The 17,301-nt window shown below is 63.2% G+C and carries 14 protein-coding genes; 4 read left to right on the top strand and 10 right to left on the bottom strand.

What is annotated here, in order from left to right:
• The first annotated feature begins 674 nt into the window (after window positions 1-674).
• Entirely contained in the window at window positions 675-1,814 is a 1,140-nt protein-coding gene (locus tag Pan44_RS07660; protein ID WP_145028837.1) for a VWA domain-containing protein, read from the top strand.
• 10 nt (window positions 1,815-1,824) lie between these two features.
• On the opposite strand, the gene Pan44_RS07655 is transcribed toward Pan44_RS07660, so the two are convergent.
• The 6 genes from Pan44_RS07655 to Pan44_RS07630 form a co-directional block, all read right to left on the bottom strand.
• On the bottom strand, window positions 1,825-3,135 hold the full coding sequence (locus Pan44_RS07655) for a replication-associated recombination protein A (RefSeq protein ID WP_145028835.1): 1,311 nt from the start codon (window positions 3,133-3,135) through the stop codon (window positions 1,825-1,827).
• Window positions 3,136-3,144: 9 nt separating this feature from the next.
• Window positions 3,145-3,372 (bottom strand): hypothetical protein, encoded by a 228-nt coding sequence (locus Pan44_RS07650; protein ID WP_145028833.1) that lies wholly within the window; start codon window positions 3,370-3,372, stop codon window positions 3,145-3,147.
• Window positions 3,373-3,427: 55 nt separating this feature from the next.
• Window positions 3,428-4,063 carry an NYN domain-containing protein gene (locus Pan44_RS07645; RefSeq protein WP_145028831.1) on the bottom strand — a complete coding sequence of 212 codons (636 nt, stop codon included), beginning with the start codon at window positions 4,061-4,063 and terminating at the stop codon, window positions 3,428-3,430.
• 130 nt (window positions 4,064-4,193) lie between these two features.
• Window positions 4,194-5,726, bottom strand: a complete 1,533-nt coding sequence (gene aroE / locus Pan44_RS07640; protein ID WP_145028829.1) for a shikimate dehydrogenase — start codon at window positions 5,724-5,726, stop codon at window positions 4,194-4,196.
• 282 nt (window positions 5,727-6,008) lie between these two features.
• Window positions 6,009-6,476 (bottom strand): RidA family protein, encoded by a 468-nt coding sequence (locus Pan44_RS07635; RefSeq protein WP_145028827.1) that lies wholly within the window; start codon window positions 6,474-6,476, stop codon window positions 6,009-6,011.
• A 233-nt stretch (window positions 6,477-6,709) separates the two neighbouring features.
• Window positions 6,710-7,228, bottom strand: a complete 519-nt coding sequence (locus Pan44_RS07630; RefSeq protein WP_145028825.1) for a hypothetical protein — start codon at window positions 7,226-7,228, stop codon at window positions 6,710-6,712.
• Between the two features lie 372 nt (window positions 7,229-7,600).
• Between Pan44_RS07630 and Pan44_RS07625 the strand changes: the two genes are divergently transcribed.
• Together Pan44_RS07625 and Pan44_RS07620 are read left to right on the top strand one after the other, a co-directional pair.
• The gene (locus Pan44_RS07625) at window positions 7,601-9,523 is read left to right on the top strand and encodes a DNA gyrase/topoisomerase IV subunit B (RefSeq protein WP_197453924.1); all 1,923 of its coding nucleotides are present in this window, start codon (window positions 7,601-7,603) and stop codon (window positions 9,521-9,523) included.
• A 194-nt stretch (window positions 9,524-9,717) separates the two neighbouring features.
• On the top strand, window positions 9,718-11,055 hold the full coding sequence (locus Pan44_RS07620; RefSeq protein ID WP_145028821.1) for a Gfo/Idh/MocA family protein: 1,338 nt from the start codon (window positions 9,718-9,720) through the stop codon (window positions 11,053-11,055).
• A gap of 71 nt (window positions 11,056-11,126) precedes the next feature.
• On the opposite strand, the gene Pan44_RS07615 is transcribed toward Pan44_RS07620, so the two are convergent.
• The 4 genes from Pan44_RS07615 to Pan44_RS07600 form a co-directional block, all read right to left on the bottom strand.
• Complete coding sequence (locus Pan44_RS07615; RefSeq protein WP_145028819.1) at window positions 11,127-11,855, bottom strand: PEP-CTERM sorting domain-containing protein; 729 nt, start codon at window positions 11,853-11,855, stop codon at window positions 11,127-11,129.
• 189 nt (window positions 11,856-12,044) lie between these two features.
• Complete coding sequence (gene bfr / locus Pan44_RS07610; RefSeq protein ID WP_145028817.1) at window positions 12,045-12,533, bottom strand: bacterioferritin; 489 nt, start codon at window positions 12,531-12,533, stop codon at window positions 12,045-12,047.
• A 195-nt stretch (window positions 12,534-12,728) separates the two neighbouring features.
• A complete protein-coding gene (locus Pan44_RS07605) occupies window positions 12,729-14,138 on the bottom strand; it encodes a UTP--glucose-1-phosphate uridylyltransferase (RefSeq protein WP_145028815.1) in 1,410 nt (469 codons plus the stop codon).
• Between the two features lie 139 nt (window positions 14,139-14,277).
• Window positions 14,278-15,681 (bottom strand): hypothetical protein, encoded by a 1,404-nt coding sequence (locus tag Pan44_RS07600; protein ID WP_145028813.1) that lies wholly within the window; start codon window positions 15,679-15,681, stop codon window positions 14,278-14,280.
• 266 nt (window positions 15,682-15,947) lie between these two features.
• Between Pan44_RS07600 and Pan44_RS07595 the strand changes: the two genes are divergently transcribed.
• Window positions 15,948-17,054: an NHL domain-containing protein gene (locus tag Pan44_RS07595; protein ID WP_145028811.1), complete on the top strand. Its 1,107-nt coding sequence runs from the start codon at window positions 15,948-15,950 to the stop codon at window positions 17,052-17,054.
• Window positions 17,055-17,301 lie beyond the last annotated feature (247 nt).

Here is a 17,301-nt window from a genome sequence, read left to right as displayed (position 1 = left end):
GTTCAAGAAGAGAACCTCGAGCCCGCGATCAGTATCCGGAGGCTGCGATCTCCCGCTTCTCCCCGTCTCTGTGGCTCCGTGGTGAACAGGGCAGGTCACTTTTTCAAGATGGGCCAATTCGCCGTTGGCGTGCGTCGTTGCCGCAAAATGACTTGCGGAGACGAGAGACGACCGTCTGGGAAAAAGTGACTCGCCCCGCCCCAATCCCCACTCGCCAACGCACTTCCGACTCCCGACTCCTGCGTACCGGGCCCACCCGCGCAACCGCCCCCGTCATGATGGAGGATCCCATGAACACAACCACCATCAACCTGTCGACACACCCCCCGACCCGGCCTGCTCCATGTCTGCATCACGCACGCTCTCCCGATCCCTCCGCTGAACTTCAGCGGGAAATAGGGCGAGGAGTACAGTACCACCCACACAACGCGCCCTCCTCGCTCCCTCGGCATCAAATACCTCCGCAGTTTTCCCAGTCCCCGCCCGAGCCTGCGAACTCCGCGCAAGGCTGGTCACTTTTTTCAGAATGGGCCAGTTCGTCGTTGCCGCAACATGACTTGCAGTGACAACAGACGACCGAATTGTGAAAAAGTGACTCGCCCTGCCGTGGTGAACCTTTTCATCGTCGCTAAGGCCGCTGCCGCCTAGAATGCAGAGGTTCTCTGGAGCGTGTGATGTCGACGTTCGAATATTCGCGGTTTGATGGCTCCGAGGAGTTCTCTCCCCAGTCGGCCGACAAGGTCTTCGACGAGTTTTCGAAGTACCTGATGCAGTTCGGCGACGAGGTAATGGAGAATTTCGAACGCTGGGAAGACGAGAACCCCGACGTCGTCGACATGCTTGTGAAACGCGGGCTGATCGAAAAGGACCGCGAAGGGAAGTACCGCGTCACCCCGAAGGGCATGAAGCGGATCGAGAACAAGGCCCTCGAAAACCTGTTCGACGTGCGGGCCCGCGACGCCATGGGGCGGCACGACACGCAGTTCCGCGGCGCGGGGCAGACGGTTCACGAAGATTCCAAGCCCTACGAATACGGCGACCCGGTCTCCAACCTGAATCTGCATGAGACGCTGCGCAACGCCGTGCAGCGGCAGGGGGGCGGGACGCCGGTGAAGATCACGGCCGACGACCTGGTGGTCCACGAAATGGAGTACCAGACGTCGTGCGCGACGGTGGTACTGCTGGACATGTCGGGGAGCATGACCCGGTACGGAAAGTTCGGAGCGGCCAAGCAGACAGCCCTTGCGCTGCAGGCGCTCGTCCGGGCGAAGTACCAGGGGGACTTCCTGCAAACGGTCGGGTTTTACACGTACGCGTCGCCGCTGGGTGAACGGGAACTCCTGAACTGTGCCCCGAAGGAAGTGAGCATCTACGACTCGCGGGTGCGGATGCGGATCAACCTCGACCAGCCGCCGTCGTTCGTGCCGGAGCACTTCACGAACCTTCATGCCGGCCTGCAGTTCGCGCGACGGATCCTGATGCGACAGCCGGCCGCGAACAAGCAGATCATCGTGATCACCGACGGCGAGCCGACGGCGCACGTGGAAGGCCGGGACCTGGTGCTGATGTATCCGCCGTCGGAGAAATCAGCCCGGCTGACGCTCGGCGAGGCGAAGCATTGCGCGGAGATGGGAATTCACATCGCGAGCTTCGCGCTGGTGGAGGACTATTTCTACCACAGCCTGGTCAACTTCGTGGAGCAGATGGCCCAGGTGACGGGGGGCATCTCCGCGACGTGCAACGCCCAGGACATGGGAAACATGGTCGTCAGCAGCTTCATCGGCGGTCGAAAAAAGCGGCGGCGGGTCGGCTGAGGCGTTTTAATCAGAACGGCGGAGCGGTTGGTTCGGAATCGTGCAGGTAATCGCGGCCGACGAGGCCTGGCGGGAGGCATTCCATTTCCTTCGCCGCGGCCGGGTCGTTGTGGACGTACCGATAGCCCTCTCCGTAGCCGACGCCTTTCAAAAGCGGCGTGACGGCGTTTCGAAGATGCAGGGGAACGGCCTCCCGCGCGGTGGCGGCGGCATCGGCTGCGGCGGCCATGTACCCCATTTTCATGGCGTTCGACTTCGGCGCGCGTGCGAGATATACGACTGTCTGCGAAAGCGGATAGAGCGCCTCGGGCAGGCCGATCAGGTGGACGATCTGTGAGGCTGCGGATGCCTGGACCATGGCCTGGGGATCGGCCATTCCGACATCTTCCGACGCCAGGATGCAGAGCCGGCGGGCGATGAACATGGGATCGGCTCCGCCTTCGATCAGCCGGGCGAGCCAGTAGAGGCCGGCATTGGCGTCGCTGTTGCGAAGCGATTTGATGAGGGCCGAGGCGAGGTTGTAGTGGTCTTCACCGTGCTTGTCGTAGGCGAACCGAGAGCGGCCGAGGGCTTCCGTGACGTTCTCCCACGTGACGGTCCGCAGTCCCGTCTCATCGGGAGTGACGGAGAGGACGGCTGTCTCGAGGGCCGTGAGGGCGACGCGGGCGTCGCCTCCCGCGACTTTAGCCAGCTGGCTCAGCGTTTCATCGGTGAGATAGGGGCGGAGCATGGCGAGCCCGCGCACCTGGTCCGTCATCGCGCGGCGCAGCACGATGAGAACGTCAGTTTCGGAGAGAGGTTCGAGGACGAGAACGCGGGCGCGCGACAGGAGGGCCGCGTTGACCTCGAACGAGGGATTCTCGGTCGTTGCGCCGATGAGGGTGACGGTTCCATCCTCGACGGCCGGGAGGAGTGCGTCCTGCTGCGACTTGTTGAAGCGGTGGATTTCATCGATGAAGAGGACCGTTCTCGCGCCGCGCTTGCGGTCGCTGCGGGCGACGGCGATCGCCTCGCGCAGTTCCTTCACGCCGCTGAGCACGGCGGAGAGGGCATGGAACTTCATGCCGGGGCGACTGGCGAGGATGCGGGCGAGCGTCGTCTTTCCTGACCCGGGTCCGCCCCAGAGGATGAGCGATGGAAGATTGCCATGCCCGGACATCAGCCGGCCGATCAGGCGATCTGAGCCGACGAGGTGCCGCTGGCCGACGAACTCTTCGAGAGTGCGGGGCCTGAGGCGTTCCGCGAGCGGCGAATCGACTTCCGCGGCCGGGGGGGTGAGTTCTTCTGGCGGCTCAAAGAGCGAACGGGTCACAGGCGTCACGGTCGAATTTCAGACGTCGCTCAATTCGCGATTCGCCAACTGGAGAACCTGGATCATGTGCGACACGGCGGGGAGCACGGCCTGAACATCCTCGGCGACATGCCGCAGGTGCTCCTCTTCGAAACGCCGGCTTTGTTCATCCCGCCACACGTCGGAGACGCGTCCCCAGGATTCCTGGAGCGACTCGAGTGAAGTTTGCAGCTTACCGCCGCCACCCTGCAGATTGCCGACCTGCATCGCACGTCCTCCGAATGTAGGGTGTCCTGATTCTACCACCGGAACGGTGGCCGCGTCAGGTCTCGCCTCCGTGGATGCGTCGTTCCCAGAATGCCGGGTCGTTGAGCGGGTCGACTGGCGGGGAAGGAGGTTTCAGATCCCCCTTCACCGAATCGGGGCGTGCGGCGGCAGAGTCGCTGCCGCGCGGGGGGCCCTCCATGCGCTGGCGGAGTTCGTCTTCGAGCGTCGGCGCGGCGGGCGGCTTCGCCTTCGGAGAAACGACCGGGCCTGAGGGAGGGGCGAGATGTTGATCGACTTCGAGCTGGTCGAGGAATGCGTCGCTGTCGATCGGGGTGGCGCTGCGCCGACGGGCCGCCTTGTGCAGTCGGTGGTCGCTGGAAACGACAAGGACCTGGCCTGGGGCCGAGTGCTTCGCGAGCAGCTCTTCGATGACATCGTCTGCTTCACGGTCGCGCGGGGCGAAGAGCACGGTGATGGGCCCGGCCGGCGGATCGGGGCGGACCGGCGGAGGATTGACCCGAGCGTCGAAGACGACGGTGGTGCGGGCGAGCATCGCGGGGTCGAGGAGATCGCGGAGCTTCGCCAAGAGCCGGGCGCGACGGCGTTCGAGCTCGCCGGGCGCATACCTGGCTTTGGCCAGCCCGGCGGCGTGGAGCAGGTTGTACCCATCGATCATCACGTCGATCGGCACGGGACCTCCTGGCAGGCTGTGAAGTCTTCAAACCTGGCCGCACACGGCCGTTTCGGCCGTGTGCGAGTGCCGGCGTTTTTCACGGTTGCACGGCTCACAGAGCCGTGGCACGCAATTCATCAACCGGCGGTCAGTCGCCGTCTTCGGACGGAGCTTTAGACTCGGGCGGCTTCTCGACCTTGATGCGGACGGGCGAGATCGCCTTGCGGAGCGTCGCACGCATCACGTCGACGGGGGCGGCCCCGCCGGTGAAACATTCAAACTGCTCGGCCGCCTGCCGCACGAACATTTCCAGTCCGCTGATCGTGTGGCAGAAGTGGGCCTTCGCCTCCTTGAGGAGCAGGGTGGTTTCGGGGTTGTAGATCGTGTCGAACACGATCATGCCGTCGCGGAACCAGTTCTGGTTGAAGGGGGTCGACTCGGTGTCGGGCCACATGCCGATGGGCGTGCAGTTGACGAGGATGTCGACGAACGGCGTACCGCGGTTCTCCCAGCCGAGGAACTGGCAGTTGAGCGTTTCGGCGAGGGCTTTGCCGCGATCCTTGGAGCGGTTGGTGACCGTGATGGCGGCGCCGGCCCGCGTGAGTGCGAGGCCGATGGCCTTGGCGACGCCGCCGGCGCCCAGCAGCATCACGCGTTTGCCTTCGAGCGTGCCGCCGCCGGTCTCCGCGACTTTTTCACGAATGACGGTGAGGGCGGCCTCGTAGTCGGTGTTGACCGCGCACCATTTATCCTGGGAGTTCTTGTAGAGGGTATTGGCTGCGCCGCTGTCGGTGACGTTGGCGTCGACATGCGAGACCATTCCCGCGATCGATTCCTTGTGCGGGATCGTCACGCTGTAGCCCTGGACGTCGAGCCACTCGAACGCGCGGAGGGCGGGCTTCAGGTCGTCGGCCGGAATGCGGAAGGGGAGGTAGACGGCGTTGACGCCGGCCTTTTTGAGGGCGGCGTTGTGAATCAGCGGGCTCCAGCTGTGGGCGATCGGATCGCCGATGACGCCGAAGACCTTCGTTTCGCGATTGAGCTCATCGAAGTGGTAGATGTCGCGCATGTCTTCGAAGGAGAGCTGGCCGGGGGCGAGCAGGCGCTCCTTGCTGAAGGTCGCATAGGTGAACGGCGAGCCGTATTTTCCGCAGAGGATGCGGCTGGGGATGCCGAAGTCGCCCATGCAGAAGGCGATGGTGGGAACCTTGGCGTCCGGAATGAGCTTCAGGAGCTTCACGTTGTCGGCCGGAGAGTTCGCCATCGTGACGATCTTCACGATGTCGGCGTTCTGCTTCGACAGCTTTTCGTGGACGTCCTCGAGGTTGTCGGGCGTTTCCTGGAAGTTGTGGTAGCTGACGATGCGTTTCGTTTTGCCGAACCGCGGGATCTTGTCGGCGATGTCGGTTTCGAGATCGACGTAATCGACGCCGGAGGCGATCGCCTGCCGGAGCAGCATGATCCGGTCTTCTTCGGGCCCGCGCCAGCGGCCGCCGTCCTGGGGGCGTCGGCAGGTGACGACGATCGGAGTGGGCCGCTCTTTGATGACGCGCGAGAGGTCCGGATTCCGGGAGAGCCAGTCGACCCGGAGTTCAACGAGGCCCACACCGACCTCGGCCAGCGCTTTATGCGCGGCGATCATCATGCGGTGACGGGTACGGCCCAGGGCGACGCAGATCATGGAAAAGTTCGCGGCTTCAACGTGGACTAAGGGACACCCGCAAGGGGAAACAGCCTACCGGCGCAACAGCCCGCCGGAAAGAACAGGCGTGTGATTCCATCCCCGAAGGCTCCGAACGACCGAGGCACGGAGAACGCAGAGACGCACGGAGATGAACAGAGACTCAGCGAGCGACCTGGATGTCGTCCGGAGGCTCTGCAAGCACGTTTTCATCTGCCTTTCCGACGTGCGGCTCCGTGCCCCTGTGTCTTCGCGATGAACAAGCCAATTCAGGGACGAGCCTCAGACCTGCGGCATGACTTCGTAGATGGCTTCGACTTCCACCGCGGCATTCAAGGGGAGTGCGGCGACGCCGATCGTCGTGCGGGCATGACGGCCGATATCGCCGAAGATTTTCTGGAGGAGTTCGCTGGCGCCGTTGGCGACGAGGGCCTGCTCGGCGAAATCGAGATCGGACTGAACGAAGACGCCGATCCGCACCACCCGTTTCAGTTTCGCGAGATTACCGACCGTCGCCTTGAGGATGGCGAGGGAGTTGAGGATGCAGAGCCGGGCTCCTTCGGCCGCCGCCTCGATGGAGACGGCGGAGGGGACCTTGCCGGTGACGGTCAACTGGCCGGAGGCCATCGGCAGCTGGCCGCTGACGAAAACGAGATCGCCAGTGCGCACGGCCGGGATGTAGGCTGCTACCGGCGAGGGGGGCGTCGGCAAAACGATCTTGAGTTCTTCGAGCCGGCTTTCCTGAAACATCGATTAATCCTCGTCCGTAGCGATTTCGTCGTCCCGCTCGGGGAGAATATGGCTGGGGAGTTGGACATTACCAGTGCCGGGGGAGTCAGGCGTCTGCGAGGTCGTTTTTGGAATCCATGGAGCCGAGTCTGGACTGGTCAACAAAGAAGGGACGTGGCAGCGCACCGATGTGCACTCGTCACGTCCCTTTTTCGGTCGCGGTTCCCTGGGAACAGATTCAAGGACTCGCGTTGTCAGAGCATATCGCGGTCGATTTCCCGTTGACGCCGTTCGCCGATCCGATCCCAGGCGTCACGTACCGCAGGGCGGGCACGTTCCCAGTCGAGCCGGCTCTCGGCGCGGGTCTTTTCCCAGTGGCCCTGGACGTCGTTCTCGACGTCGTCAAAGGCTGCATTCGGATAGAGGCTTCGAGCTTCCCATCCGGTCCGGTAGGCCGGGGCGTATTCTTCGTACGGATACTGCTCGTCGTAGTAGGGGCGAGCGGGATAGGTCTGCTCCCAGTATTGGTTTTCGGCGGTCGGATCGATGGCTTCCGCCGTCGCCTTGCCGGCCAATCCGCCTCCGACGCCGCCGGCGATGGCTCCCACAACCGCCCCCACGGGGCCGCCCACGGCTCCCGCAGCCGCTCCCGCGGCCGCGCCGCCCAAGGCCGCTCCGACACCCGTTCCGATCGGATGCGCGCCCGGCTCGCCGGTGATCGGGTCGGGGTTCTTATCGGCCACAACTTTCGACGTTTTGCGCTTCGTCGCCATCGGTCGTCTCCCTCGACAGGTTGGTCGGTTCAGTCGGTCACGTCGTGACCGCAGGTTCAGGTGTCGTTGAGGAGGAATGCAGTGTTCGTGCCGTAATGAACGGAAGATTTGGGGGTCGGGACCTGGAAGGAGCGGTACATCTGGCGAGACGTAATGGACTGTGGCGGCACAGGTTACAGATACATGTGTTCGCGATGAGCGATTTCAGTGGATGAGGAACGCCGCGAGTGATCTGCCGCCACGGCGTTCGGCCAGCGAACACACAACAATGCCTCGCCCGAAGGCCCTGATTTTCCTAAAAACCCGGCTTCCTCACATCGCTGCCTGCGACGCTGCTCACGGAATGACGCCGCGTTGCGCCCAAGGATGACCATGGCTGTCGCTGAATCGAAGAAGAGTTACACCGCCGAGGACATCGAAGTTCTGGAGGGGCTGGAGCCCGTCCGGAAGCGGCCGTCGATGTACATCGGAGGGACGGACGCCCGCGGACTGCATCACCTGATCTGGGAAATCGTCGACAACTCGGTCGACGAATACCTTGCCGGCGAATGCGACCGGATCGAGGTCCAGCTTCACAAGGACCTCGCGTCGATGACGGTGACGGATAACGGCCGCGGGATTCCGGTCGACATTCACCCCAAGACGAAGAAGTCGGCCCTGGAGACGATCCTGACCACGCTGCACGCGGGGGGGAAGTTCTCGAACAAGAACTACGCCCGCAGCGGCGGTCTGCATGGCGTGGGCTCGTCGGTGGTGACGGCGCTGTCTGAAGAACTAGTGGCGACGGTTCACCGTGACGGCAACGAGTGGCAGCAGCGGTTCAAGCGAGGAAAGCCGACGACGCCGGTCAAGAACCTGCGTCCGTTCCGGGGACACGGGACGAGCATCTTCTTCCGGCCGGACCCGGAAATCTTCCGGCGCGTGCAGTTCCACGCGGACACGATCCGGCAGCATCTGGAGGACATCTCCTATGTTCACGGCGGCCTGACGATCCTGTTCGCCGACGACTCGAAGAACGAGAAGGTCGAGCTGCACCATCCCGAAGGGATCAAAACGTACCTCGAACGGATCATCGTTGACGACAAGCGGAAAGCGGTGCATGACCTGCTGTTCGCCTGCGAAAAGGAAGAGGACAAGATCCGCGTCGAAGCGGTCCTCAAGTGGACCGAATCGACCGACGAGCACCTGCGGAGCTACGTGAACGGCATCCGTACACGGGCAGGGGGGACGCATGAGTCGGGCCTGCGTTCGGCCGTGGCGAAGGCCGTCAAGAACTACATGGACGTGCACGAGATCAAGCAGAAGGGGCTCGACATCACGCCGGACGACATCCGCGAGGGGATCGTTTCGATCGTGTCGGTGTTCCATCCGGAGCCGATGTTCCAGGGGCAGACGAAGGACCGCCTGAACAACCCGGAAATGGGTCCGTGGGTGGAAGGCATGGTCCGCCCGGCGCTGGAGTCGTTCCTCAACAACAACCGCTCGATCGCCGACGGGGTGCTGGGACGGATCATCCTCGCGGCCCGGGCCCGCCAGGCGAGCCGCGACGCCCAGGCCGAAGTGCGCCGCAAGACGCCGGGTTCGAAGAAGAGCAACCTCCCCGGGAAGCTGCTTGACTGCCGCGAGAGCAATCCCGACGAGACCGAGCTGTTCATCGTGGAAGGACAGTCGGCCGGCGGTACGGCGGCGAGCGGTCGCGATTCACGAATCCAGGCGGTGCTGCCGCTGAAAGGGAAGATCCTGAACACCGAAGGACTGACCACGGGGAAGATCATCGCCAACCAGGAGATCAAGGACCTGGTCGACACGCTCGGCTGCGGAATCGGCCCGAGCTTTGATCCGCACAAGCTGCGGTATGGGAAGATCATCCTGCTGATGGACGCCGACAGCGACGGCTACCACATCAGCACGCTGCTGCTCACATTCTTTTTCCGACATATGCGGGAGCTGATCCAGCTGGGAAAAGTCTTCATCGGCCAGCCGCCGCTGTACAAGATCGAAGTCGGCAAGCAGCGGTTCTATGCCCGCGATGAAGCGGCCAAGGAAGAAGTGCTCGCGAGCCTCGGCGAACGTCGTTCCTTCGACGTGCAGCGGTTCAAAGGGCTGGGCGAGATGAACGCCGACCAGCTGAAGGAAACGACGCTGAGCCCGGCGAACCGGGTGCTTCTGCAGGTCGACATCGACAGCATGGTGGAAGCGGACAAGGTGTTCGCGCAGCTGCTCGGAAAGGATGCTTCAGAGCGATACCGGATCATCATGGACGAAGCGGCGGAAGCGGACGACCTGGATCTCTAGTGTGAGCCTCGCCTGATCGGCTCAAGAAACTCAGAGTCGCGGAGGACACGGAGACGCACGGAGAAGAACTCGTTCCTCTGTGCGACTTCGTGTACAACGAGCCTCCTTGAAGCAGGCTCATCCCTGAGACTACCCCCTGAGCAAAGCACAACCGTCGATTACAATCGCGACTCCCCTCATCCAAGGAGCCGCTCATGCTGCGTCGCGAGTTTCTGTCGACCACACTTGCCGCGGCCGCTTCGGTGGCGGCCGGCGCTTACGCGGCCGCCCCGGAGAAAGTGCGGCGCGTCGGACTGATCGGGACGGGCTGGTATGGCAAATGTGATCTGCTGCGGCTGATCCAGGTTGCGCCGGTCGAGGTCGTGTCGCTTTGCGACGTCGATTCGCAGATGCTGGAAGGGGCGGCCGGGATCGTTTCGCAGCGCCAGAAGTCGCAGAAAAAACCACGGCTCTACAGCGACTACCGGAAGATGCTGGCCGAGAAGGATCTCGACATCTGCCTGATCGCGACGCCCGACCACTGGCATGCCCTGCCGATGATCGCGGCCTGCGAAGCCGGAGCGGATGTCTACGTCCAGAAGCCGATCAGTGTTGATGTGCTCGAAGGCAAAGCGATGCTCGATGCCGCGCGGAAACACAACCGTGTGGTGCAGGTGGGAACGCAGCGGCGCAGCACGCCGCATCTGATGGAGGCCCGGGACCGGATCATCAAGGAAGGAAAACTGGGAACGATCGGGCTCGTCGAAATCTGCTGCTATTACCACATGCGGGCGAAGGACAATCCCCCGGACACGAAGCCCCCGGAGAACCTCGACTACGAGATGTGGACGGGCCCGGCCCCGATGCGACCTTACAACTCGCTCGTGCATCCGAGACGCTGGCGTTCATTCACCGAATACGGCAACGGCATTGTGGGCGACATGTGCATCCACATGCTCGACATGGTGCGGTGGATGATGGACCTTGGCTGGCCCAGGTCCGTCGATTCGGCGGGAGGCATCCTCGTCGACACCAAGAGCAAGGCGAACATCTCCGACACGCAGACGGCAACGTTCGACTTCGCCGGCGGGCCGCCGGTCATCTGGACACACCGGACATACGGCGAGGCGCCCGATCCGAAGTATCCCTGGGCGGCGACGTTCTATGGCGACAAGGGAACGTTGAAAGCGGGAGTGATGAGCTATGACTTCGTCCCCCGCGGGAAAGGGGAAGCCGTCCACAGGGACTTTGTCGACGAGCTCGAAAAGTATCCCGAGGACAAGACCGAGAAAGACCTCGAGAAGCATGTTGCCCCGGCGATCCGCGTCCACATGCAGAACCTGCTCGACAACATCGAGTCGCGCGGCAAGGCCGTGGCCGACATCGAGCAGGGTTATATTTCGACGGCGAGCTGCATCCTGGCGAACCTGTCGATGGAACTCGGGCGGTCACTGAAATTCGATCCGGAGACGGCGACCGTCGTCGACGATGAAGCGGCGACGAAGCGGCTCAAGCGGGCGTACCGGACGCCTTGGGAACATCCGGCGGGGTAGATCAGGCCAGCGCCAATCACAAAGCCCGGCGGGTCGATGGCCGGGCTTTGTGGGGTCTTCCGGATGAAACGTCAGGCCGCTGCTTTCCGCAGACGACGAGCAATCGCCGCCCCCGCGAAGGCCAAGCTCGACAGCAGCATGGCACCCGGCTCGGGAACTGCCGAGACAGCGCCGTTGATCGTGAAGTTATCGATCCTGCTCGATCCGGCCGCGGTGACGACCTGGTCGTCGGCGGCGACAGTTGATCGATCAATCAGGCGAAAGAAGACGTTCGAGGCGTTGTCCAGAGCTTCGACGCCGCTGAGGTCGAATGCCACTTCGTACTGCGTCCGGCGCGGGGGAGGATTGTCCCATCCGGGGATGCCGCCGGCCCCGTTCGCCACGACCGTGTAGTCGAACGCATTCGTGAAGTTCACGCCGTCGGTGCTGTAGGCCAGAGTGAATTCGATCGGGCCGTAGGCCGGCGTGGGCGTGGCGCTGCGGGTCGAATTCTGATCCCAGTTCAGCGTGATGTCCTGAAATCCGACTGTCGACACCGCGAACTGGTAGTAGTCGCCGATCTGCCAGTTGTTGGAGTTGAACGACTCGTTCGAGCCGTTGCCGACTGGATTCGAATAGGTGGTGGCGCCGGCGTGAAAACCGGAGGCGAAGGCGGTCGCGGCGTTCGCGCCGAGTTCCGCGACATGCGGGCCGGCGGTCGACGGGATGCTGGTCTCGAACGTCCACTGAGCGATGACATCCGCCCGGGCCGTTCCCGATGAAATGACCAGAAACGCGAGAATGTAGATGGCGTGACGCATAACCCGCCCTGTCGACCAGTTGCAGTGATCTCATCGCCCGATGTGATGACTGTCCCATCCGCCTGGTCCGGCGTCAAACTGAAGTGGCTGCTCCGCCGGGCTCTTCACATCCCGGGGCCGCTTCCGCCTACGAAAACGGCCGCGTTTCTTCGGAAACGCGGCCGTGAATCCGTCAATGAACGAGTGATCTCAATGACCGCCCTTGGCGTCTTCGCCGACCTGGGTGACCAGATAGTTCTGGATGCCGAGCCGTTCGATCAGGTCGAGCTGTGCCTCGAGCCAGTCGACGCTGTCTTCCGACTCGCGGATGATCTGTTCCATGATGTTCTTGCTGGCGGAGTCCTTGTCCGCGACAGCCAGAACGACGCCTTCGTTGTAGACCTTGCTGGCGTTCTTCTCGAGGGCGAGGGCGTTCTCAAGCTGTTCCTTGACGTCAGTGCCGACGCGGATGACGTCGTAGCGGGCGATCTCGGGAACTCCTTCGAGGAACAGGATGCGGTCGATGAGCATGTCGGCATGCTTCATTTCATCGATCGATTCCTCGTAGTGATGGGCGGCGAGGCGATTGAGGCCCCAGTTTTTGCACATCTTGGACTGGATGAAGTACTGGTTGATGGCCGTCAGTTCGATGGTGAGGCCGGCGTTGAGGGCGTCAATGACGCGCTGGCTGCCTTTCATGGACATGCTCCGTCAGAGTGGATTCGCGATCCGCGGGCGACCGCGGCGACTTGGTGAATTCAGGGGCATGGATGATAGGACAAACGGAGGCTCCCGCCAGCAGCAGGCCCGAGCATTCTTTCCCGGAACCATCGATTGAAATCGAGAATGCACAGAGACGGAGTCTCAGTACGTCGATGCCTCCCGGCAGACGCCCTACTCGACAATCTGGTCGACGTCGAACACGGTCCCTGGGGTGATGACTTTCACGGCGGCGTCTTCGTCGCAGGCGAGCAGCGGGCTGATCTCGAGGGTGACGCCAGGCTTCACGGTCGCACCTGATTTTTCCGCCCAGAGGCGGTGGTTTCGAATCAATGCGGCCCGCGCAGTGGCGGGGGAATCGGCGCCGTCACGGTTCTTCACGGGATTGAACTCGGCCGTGCGATCGGCTTCGACAACGAGCGCCTTCGATGCGAGCGGCAGCGTGTCGAAGATGAACTGCTCGAACTTGGTGGCATTTGGGGCGTCAGGCGTGATCCGGTTTCCGCTGTTGTCGACGAACGGCACGGCCTTCTTCGCAATGTGATAGGGGAGGTCGATGTCGTCTTCGACGAGCCGATCGAGGAATGCGACGCTGAAGACGTGCATGGCGGTGTTCCCGGCCCAGAACACGAAGTTGCCGGACGCATCTTTCTGACGCGCCTGCTCGGGCGTGAGGTCGCTGTACTCGATGATCTCAGTACGGCCTTCGACGGAGCAGACGACTCCCATCCGCTCTTCGGGCGAGACTTTGGCGACGACCTTCGTCGAGACCTCTGACGCCTGCTGGGCGTGCCAGCCGATAAAGGCGGGATCGCATACGACCGCGGTCGGATTGTCGACCTGGTGGTAGTAGAGGTATTCGATTCCGCGGCGGATCATTTCCTCGATCAGGCCATGCATGCTGAGTGAATGGAGCAGGCCGCCGTGGCCGTCGGGACTGAGGCTGATGCGGTGCTTCTGATCGAGCAGGATGTCGTCGCTGTCGGCGGTGATGGCCGGCAGCACTCCCTGCTGGAAGAAGAAGACGTCCCTCTTCACCAGCCCGAAGAATTCGTGCTGTTTGAAGAAGTCGAACGTCTCGTTGTGCGTGGCCTCGCTGGTCATCACGAAATAGGGAATGGAACGCCCGGCCTCGCGGCCGCGACAACGGAGCTGTTCGGCGAACCACTGATACAGCGTTTTCTCCGAGAGCGGGCCGACGGGAAACATTCCCTTGGGCTTATCGAAGCCGAGGCGCGTCCCCTGGCCGCCGGCGACGAGCAGAACGCCGACTTTTCCCTGGGCGATGAGGTCGCGGCCGATCGCGGCGGCGGCGTGCCAGGCTTCTTGGTCGGCCTCCGACTTTGGCTGGCGAATCAACTGGGTCGGCGCCTGCGCGCTGTCTGCGCGATTCTTCGCCGTCCCGTCGCCGGCACGGCACTCGGCCCGCGCGTTCAGCAGGCGCTGCAGGCGGTCGAAGTCGATCCCTTCGAGGTCCCGCTGCAAAGCCCGCTGATCGTGTTCATCCAGTTCATCCCAGAACCGCAGCAGGCGCCCTTGCCCGGCGGCGTTGACGCGTTGGTGGAGGGAAGGCGGGATTTCCATAGTCCTGTCGCTCTCAGATCAGTGAAGTCAGAGCACCTATTGTAAAGCAAGTTTGCGGTTCGGGAGGCAAGTTTCAAACCGATGGGAAATGAACCTGCACCTGAGGGATCGGAAGCAGACCTGGCCCGCGCGACCGGTTTCACGACGCGGCTGCGCCGGGCGGCTCGGACGATTGTGTCGGGGCGACCAGCAGGAACGCCTGGAAAGCCAGGAAAAGCCCCAGCGGCAGGAAGAGAAGCACCCAGCAGGCGGTCAACAGGCGGACGAAGAGGCCGCCGCGAAATTCGTACAGCTCGATCCTGGAGGTCGGACTCGCGACGCCGGCGGCTGCCAGAGAGGTCGCGAGTTGCTCGACTCGCCGCCCATCCAGGCTGGCGTCGTCACTTTTTTCGACCAGGATCGGCGCCGCGGTGTGGGAGAGCCGGCGCGTCATGCCGGGCCATTCGGCGGCCGCATCGTCGCTCAGTTCCGTTGTTGCGGACTGAAAATCGTCCGTCCGCAGGACAAGTCCGGCGCGTTCGCTGGTTCGCTGGAGCGACGCCCGGGGGTCGAAGGCGGCGCCCGCGGCAAGCAGTGCCACCGCGCCAAACAGCGTGGCCACCAGCAGTCCGCACCCGCTCGCCGACATGAGGCTCTTGAACTGGGCCCGTTCCGAGATGGTTTCGGTCTGGAGTTCAACAAGCCGGCGTCGCTTCAGGGAACGCCGCATGGCCGAGAGGTCGTCAAAGGTCCTCAACACGTCCTGCCAGGGCGCATAGGGTGATCCCAGGTTGCCTGAAGCCGGGAATGTGTTCCCTTCAACACAGAAGCTGCCGTCTTCCTTCCGAGTCAGGGACGGACGACAGCCGTCACCCGGCTTCAACACCATTTGCGACCGGTTTCCAGGCGTGATGGAGGCTGACACGCTGCCGACTCCTTCACCTCGGAGCGTGAGGGAGATGCTACGACTCTGCCCAGAGGTCTCTGCAGGAATCGCGATCGCGAACAGTTCCTTGAACTCGCCGGCCAGCTGCCTGAAAAGATCAACGTCCTCAAGAAATCTCGCCTCAATCTCCACGCCCGTCAGCGAGTCGGCCGGCACCGTACTGGCGCTGATCAGATGCCGGGCCGGCAGCGATCCAGGAAGTTCAAGCGCGAACGCTCTGACCGCGGGGGCTGCGCGGTGTTCAAACACGCCCCGGACGCGGGGCGCCGCCCCCTCGGAGAGCGGATAGAGAGAGAAGATCCAGTCGGCCGTTTGTGCGGCCGCCGGCAGCACGGCGGTCACCGACCCGCGACGAAAAGCCAGCTGGGACGCGACTTTCAGCAACTCGGGCATCGATGCCGCCACGACCAGGTCGATCGACTCGCCGGCGGCGATCAATGAATCCAGATCTGCGGTCGTCGCCGCGCGTCCCTCCGGCCGGAGCAGGTCCGCTTCATTCCAGAAGGACTTCTGATCGGCTGGGGAGAACAACAGGTCCCAGGCTCCGCCCAGCGATTCCCGGAGCCGGGCGAGCCGTGGAGCCAGGCGAGGGTCGTCGACGATGAGGACGCGGCGCATGGCAGCGTTTTAGAAGTGGATGGCGGGAAGTTCAATTCGCCGCTTGAGATGGAACGCCCGTTAGGCTACGCTCCGCGATTCCTCCGTGCGAGGTTGCGCCCGGAGGATTTGTTTTCGTGCCGCTTTGCCCGCGGCGAATCAGACGAGACACAGAGAAGACTTCGGGAGTAGACGGTGTATGGGCGTTAAGAAGACAGGCAAAGGACGTCGCAAACTTGGCCGGAAGAAGCGTCGCAACCGCGCCCGCATTCGGCACCGCAAGTAGAATGCGTCGCCTGCTCGCATGGTCAGCCCTCTGCCTCGGGCTGGCCCTTGGACTGTGTGCGCCCTCGGCCGGCCTGGCCGGGGAGGTGAGCACGGTCATCGGCACTGGCCAGAAAGGCTACTCAGGCGATGGCGGCCCCGCAGGGGCTGCCCTGATCGAGCAGCCTTACGGACTGGTCACCGGGCCTGACGGCGCGCTGTATGTCTGCGAGATCACGAATCACGTGATCCGCCGGATCGACCTGAAAACGGGGATCGTCTCGACGGTCGCCGGGCAGGGCGGCAAAAAGGGCTACTCGGGGGACGGCGGACCGGCCACGCAGGCACTGTTGTTCGAGCCGTACGAAATCCGCTTCGACGCTGCAGGCAATATGCTGTTCGTCGAAATGAAGAACGAGATCGTCCGCAGGGTCGATGCGAAGACCGGCGTGATCTCCACCGTAGCCGGCACCGGAATGCCGGGTTTCTCGGGAGACGGCGGGCCAGCGACGAAGGCGCAACTCAAGCAGCCACATTCGATCGCGCTCGATGCCGCCGGCAACATCTATATCTGCGATATCGGCAATCATCGCATTCGCCGCGTGGATGCTGCGACGGGCGTGATCTCGACGTTCGCCGGAACAGGCGAAAAGAAGCCGACGCCGGACGGCGCCCTTCTCGCCGGGACTCCCCTGAACGGTCCGAGGGCCCTCGACTTCGACGCGAAGAACAACAGTCTGTACCTGGCGCTTCGTGAAGGAAACGCCGTTTACCGGATCGATCTCGGTACCCAGCGACTCACCCACCTGGCTGGAACGGGCAAGAAAGGCTTCACTGGCGATGGCGCCGACGCCCGACTGGCGACGCTTTCCGGCCCGAAGGGCATCGCGCTGGCCCCGAATGGGGACGTTTACCTGGCCGACACGGAAAGCCACACGATCCGCGTGATTCGGAAGGCCACCGGATTCCTCGAGACGGTCGTTGGCGATGGCAAGGTGGGAGACGGGCCGGACGACGGCGATCCCCGCAAGTGCCGGATGGCCCGCCCGCACGGCGTCTTCGTCGACGCGGCCGGCAAGGTGTACATCGGCGACAGCGAGAACCATCGGGTTCGGGTCTACGTGGAATAGCGTCGTTGATCGACGATGAATTTCACTCATCGTTCATGCCGGGCCCATCGATGCGGCTTCGTCGATCAACGGGAATCTGCGTCGCAACGTGGTGACTGCATTGAGCGTGTGCTTAGCGGCTTCTTCGGGATCGTCTGCGTCACACAGGTGTCGCTCGTCGCTTCCCCCTGCAATCAGGAACCCCTTTGAGATGGTGCTGGCAGAGCCAGTGTCAACCCCACTCCCCATTCGCTAGATTCAGGGTGTT

The sequence above is a fragment of the Caulifigura coniformis genome (genome assembly GCF_007745175.1).
GTDB classification, from domain to species: Bacteria; Planctomycetota; Planctomycetia; order Planctomycetales; family Planctomycetaceae; genus Caulifigura; species Caulifigura coniformis.
Note: the sequence above shows the minus strand (reverse complement) of the source record. Positions and strands in the feature narration are given on the sequence as shown.

Coding starts and splice junctions, on each gene's coding strand:
- Pan44_RS07620 (WP_145028821.1), top strand. CDS start 9,718: ATGCTGCGTCGCGAGTTTCTGTCGACCACACTTGCCGCGGCCGCTTCG.
- aroE (WP_145028829.1), bottom strand. CDS start 5,726: ATGATCTGCGTCGCCCTGGGCCGTACCCGTCACCGCATGATGATCGCC.
- Pan44_RS07625 (WP_197453924.1), top strand. CDS start 7,601: ATGGCTGTCGCTGAATCGAAGAAGAGTTACACCGCCGAGGACATCGAA.
- Pan44_RS07650 (WP_145028833.1), bottom strand. CDS start 3,372: ATGCAGGTCGGCAATCTGCAGGGTGGCGGCGGTAAGCTGCAAACTTCA.
- Pan44_RS07660 (WP_145028837.1), top strand. CDS start 675: ATGTCGACGTTCGAATATTCGCGGTTTGATGGCTCCGAGGAGTTCTCT.
- bfr (WP_145028817.1), bottom strand. CDS start 12,533: ATGAAAGGCAGCCAGCGCGTCATTGACGCCCTCAACGCCGGCCTCACC.
- Pan44_RS07635 (WP_145028827.1), bottom strand. CDS start 6,476: ATGTTTCAGGAAAGCCGGCTCGAAGAACTCAAGATCGTTTTGCCGACG.
- Pan44_RS07630 (WP_145028825.1), bottom strand. CDS start 7,228: ATGGCGACGAAGCGCAAAACGTCGAAAGTTGTGGCCGATAAGAACCCC.
- Pan44_RS07615 (WP_145028819.1), bottom strand. CDS start 11,855: ATGCGTCACGCCATCTACATTCTCGCGTTTCTGGTCATTTCATCGGGA.
- Pan44_RS07595 (WP_145028811.1), top strand. CDS start 15,948: ATGCGTCGCCTGCTCGCATGGTCAGCCCTCTGCCTCGGGCTGGCCCTT.
- Pan44_RS07605 (WP_145028815.1), bottom strand. CDS start 14,138: ATGGAAATCCCGCCTTCCCTCCACCAACGCGTCAACGCCGCCGGGCAA.
- Pan44_RS07600 (WP_145028813.1), bottom strand. CDS start 15,681: ATGCGCCGCGTCCTCATCGTCGACGACCCTCGCCTGGCTCCACGGCTC.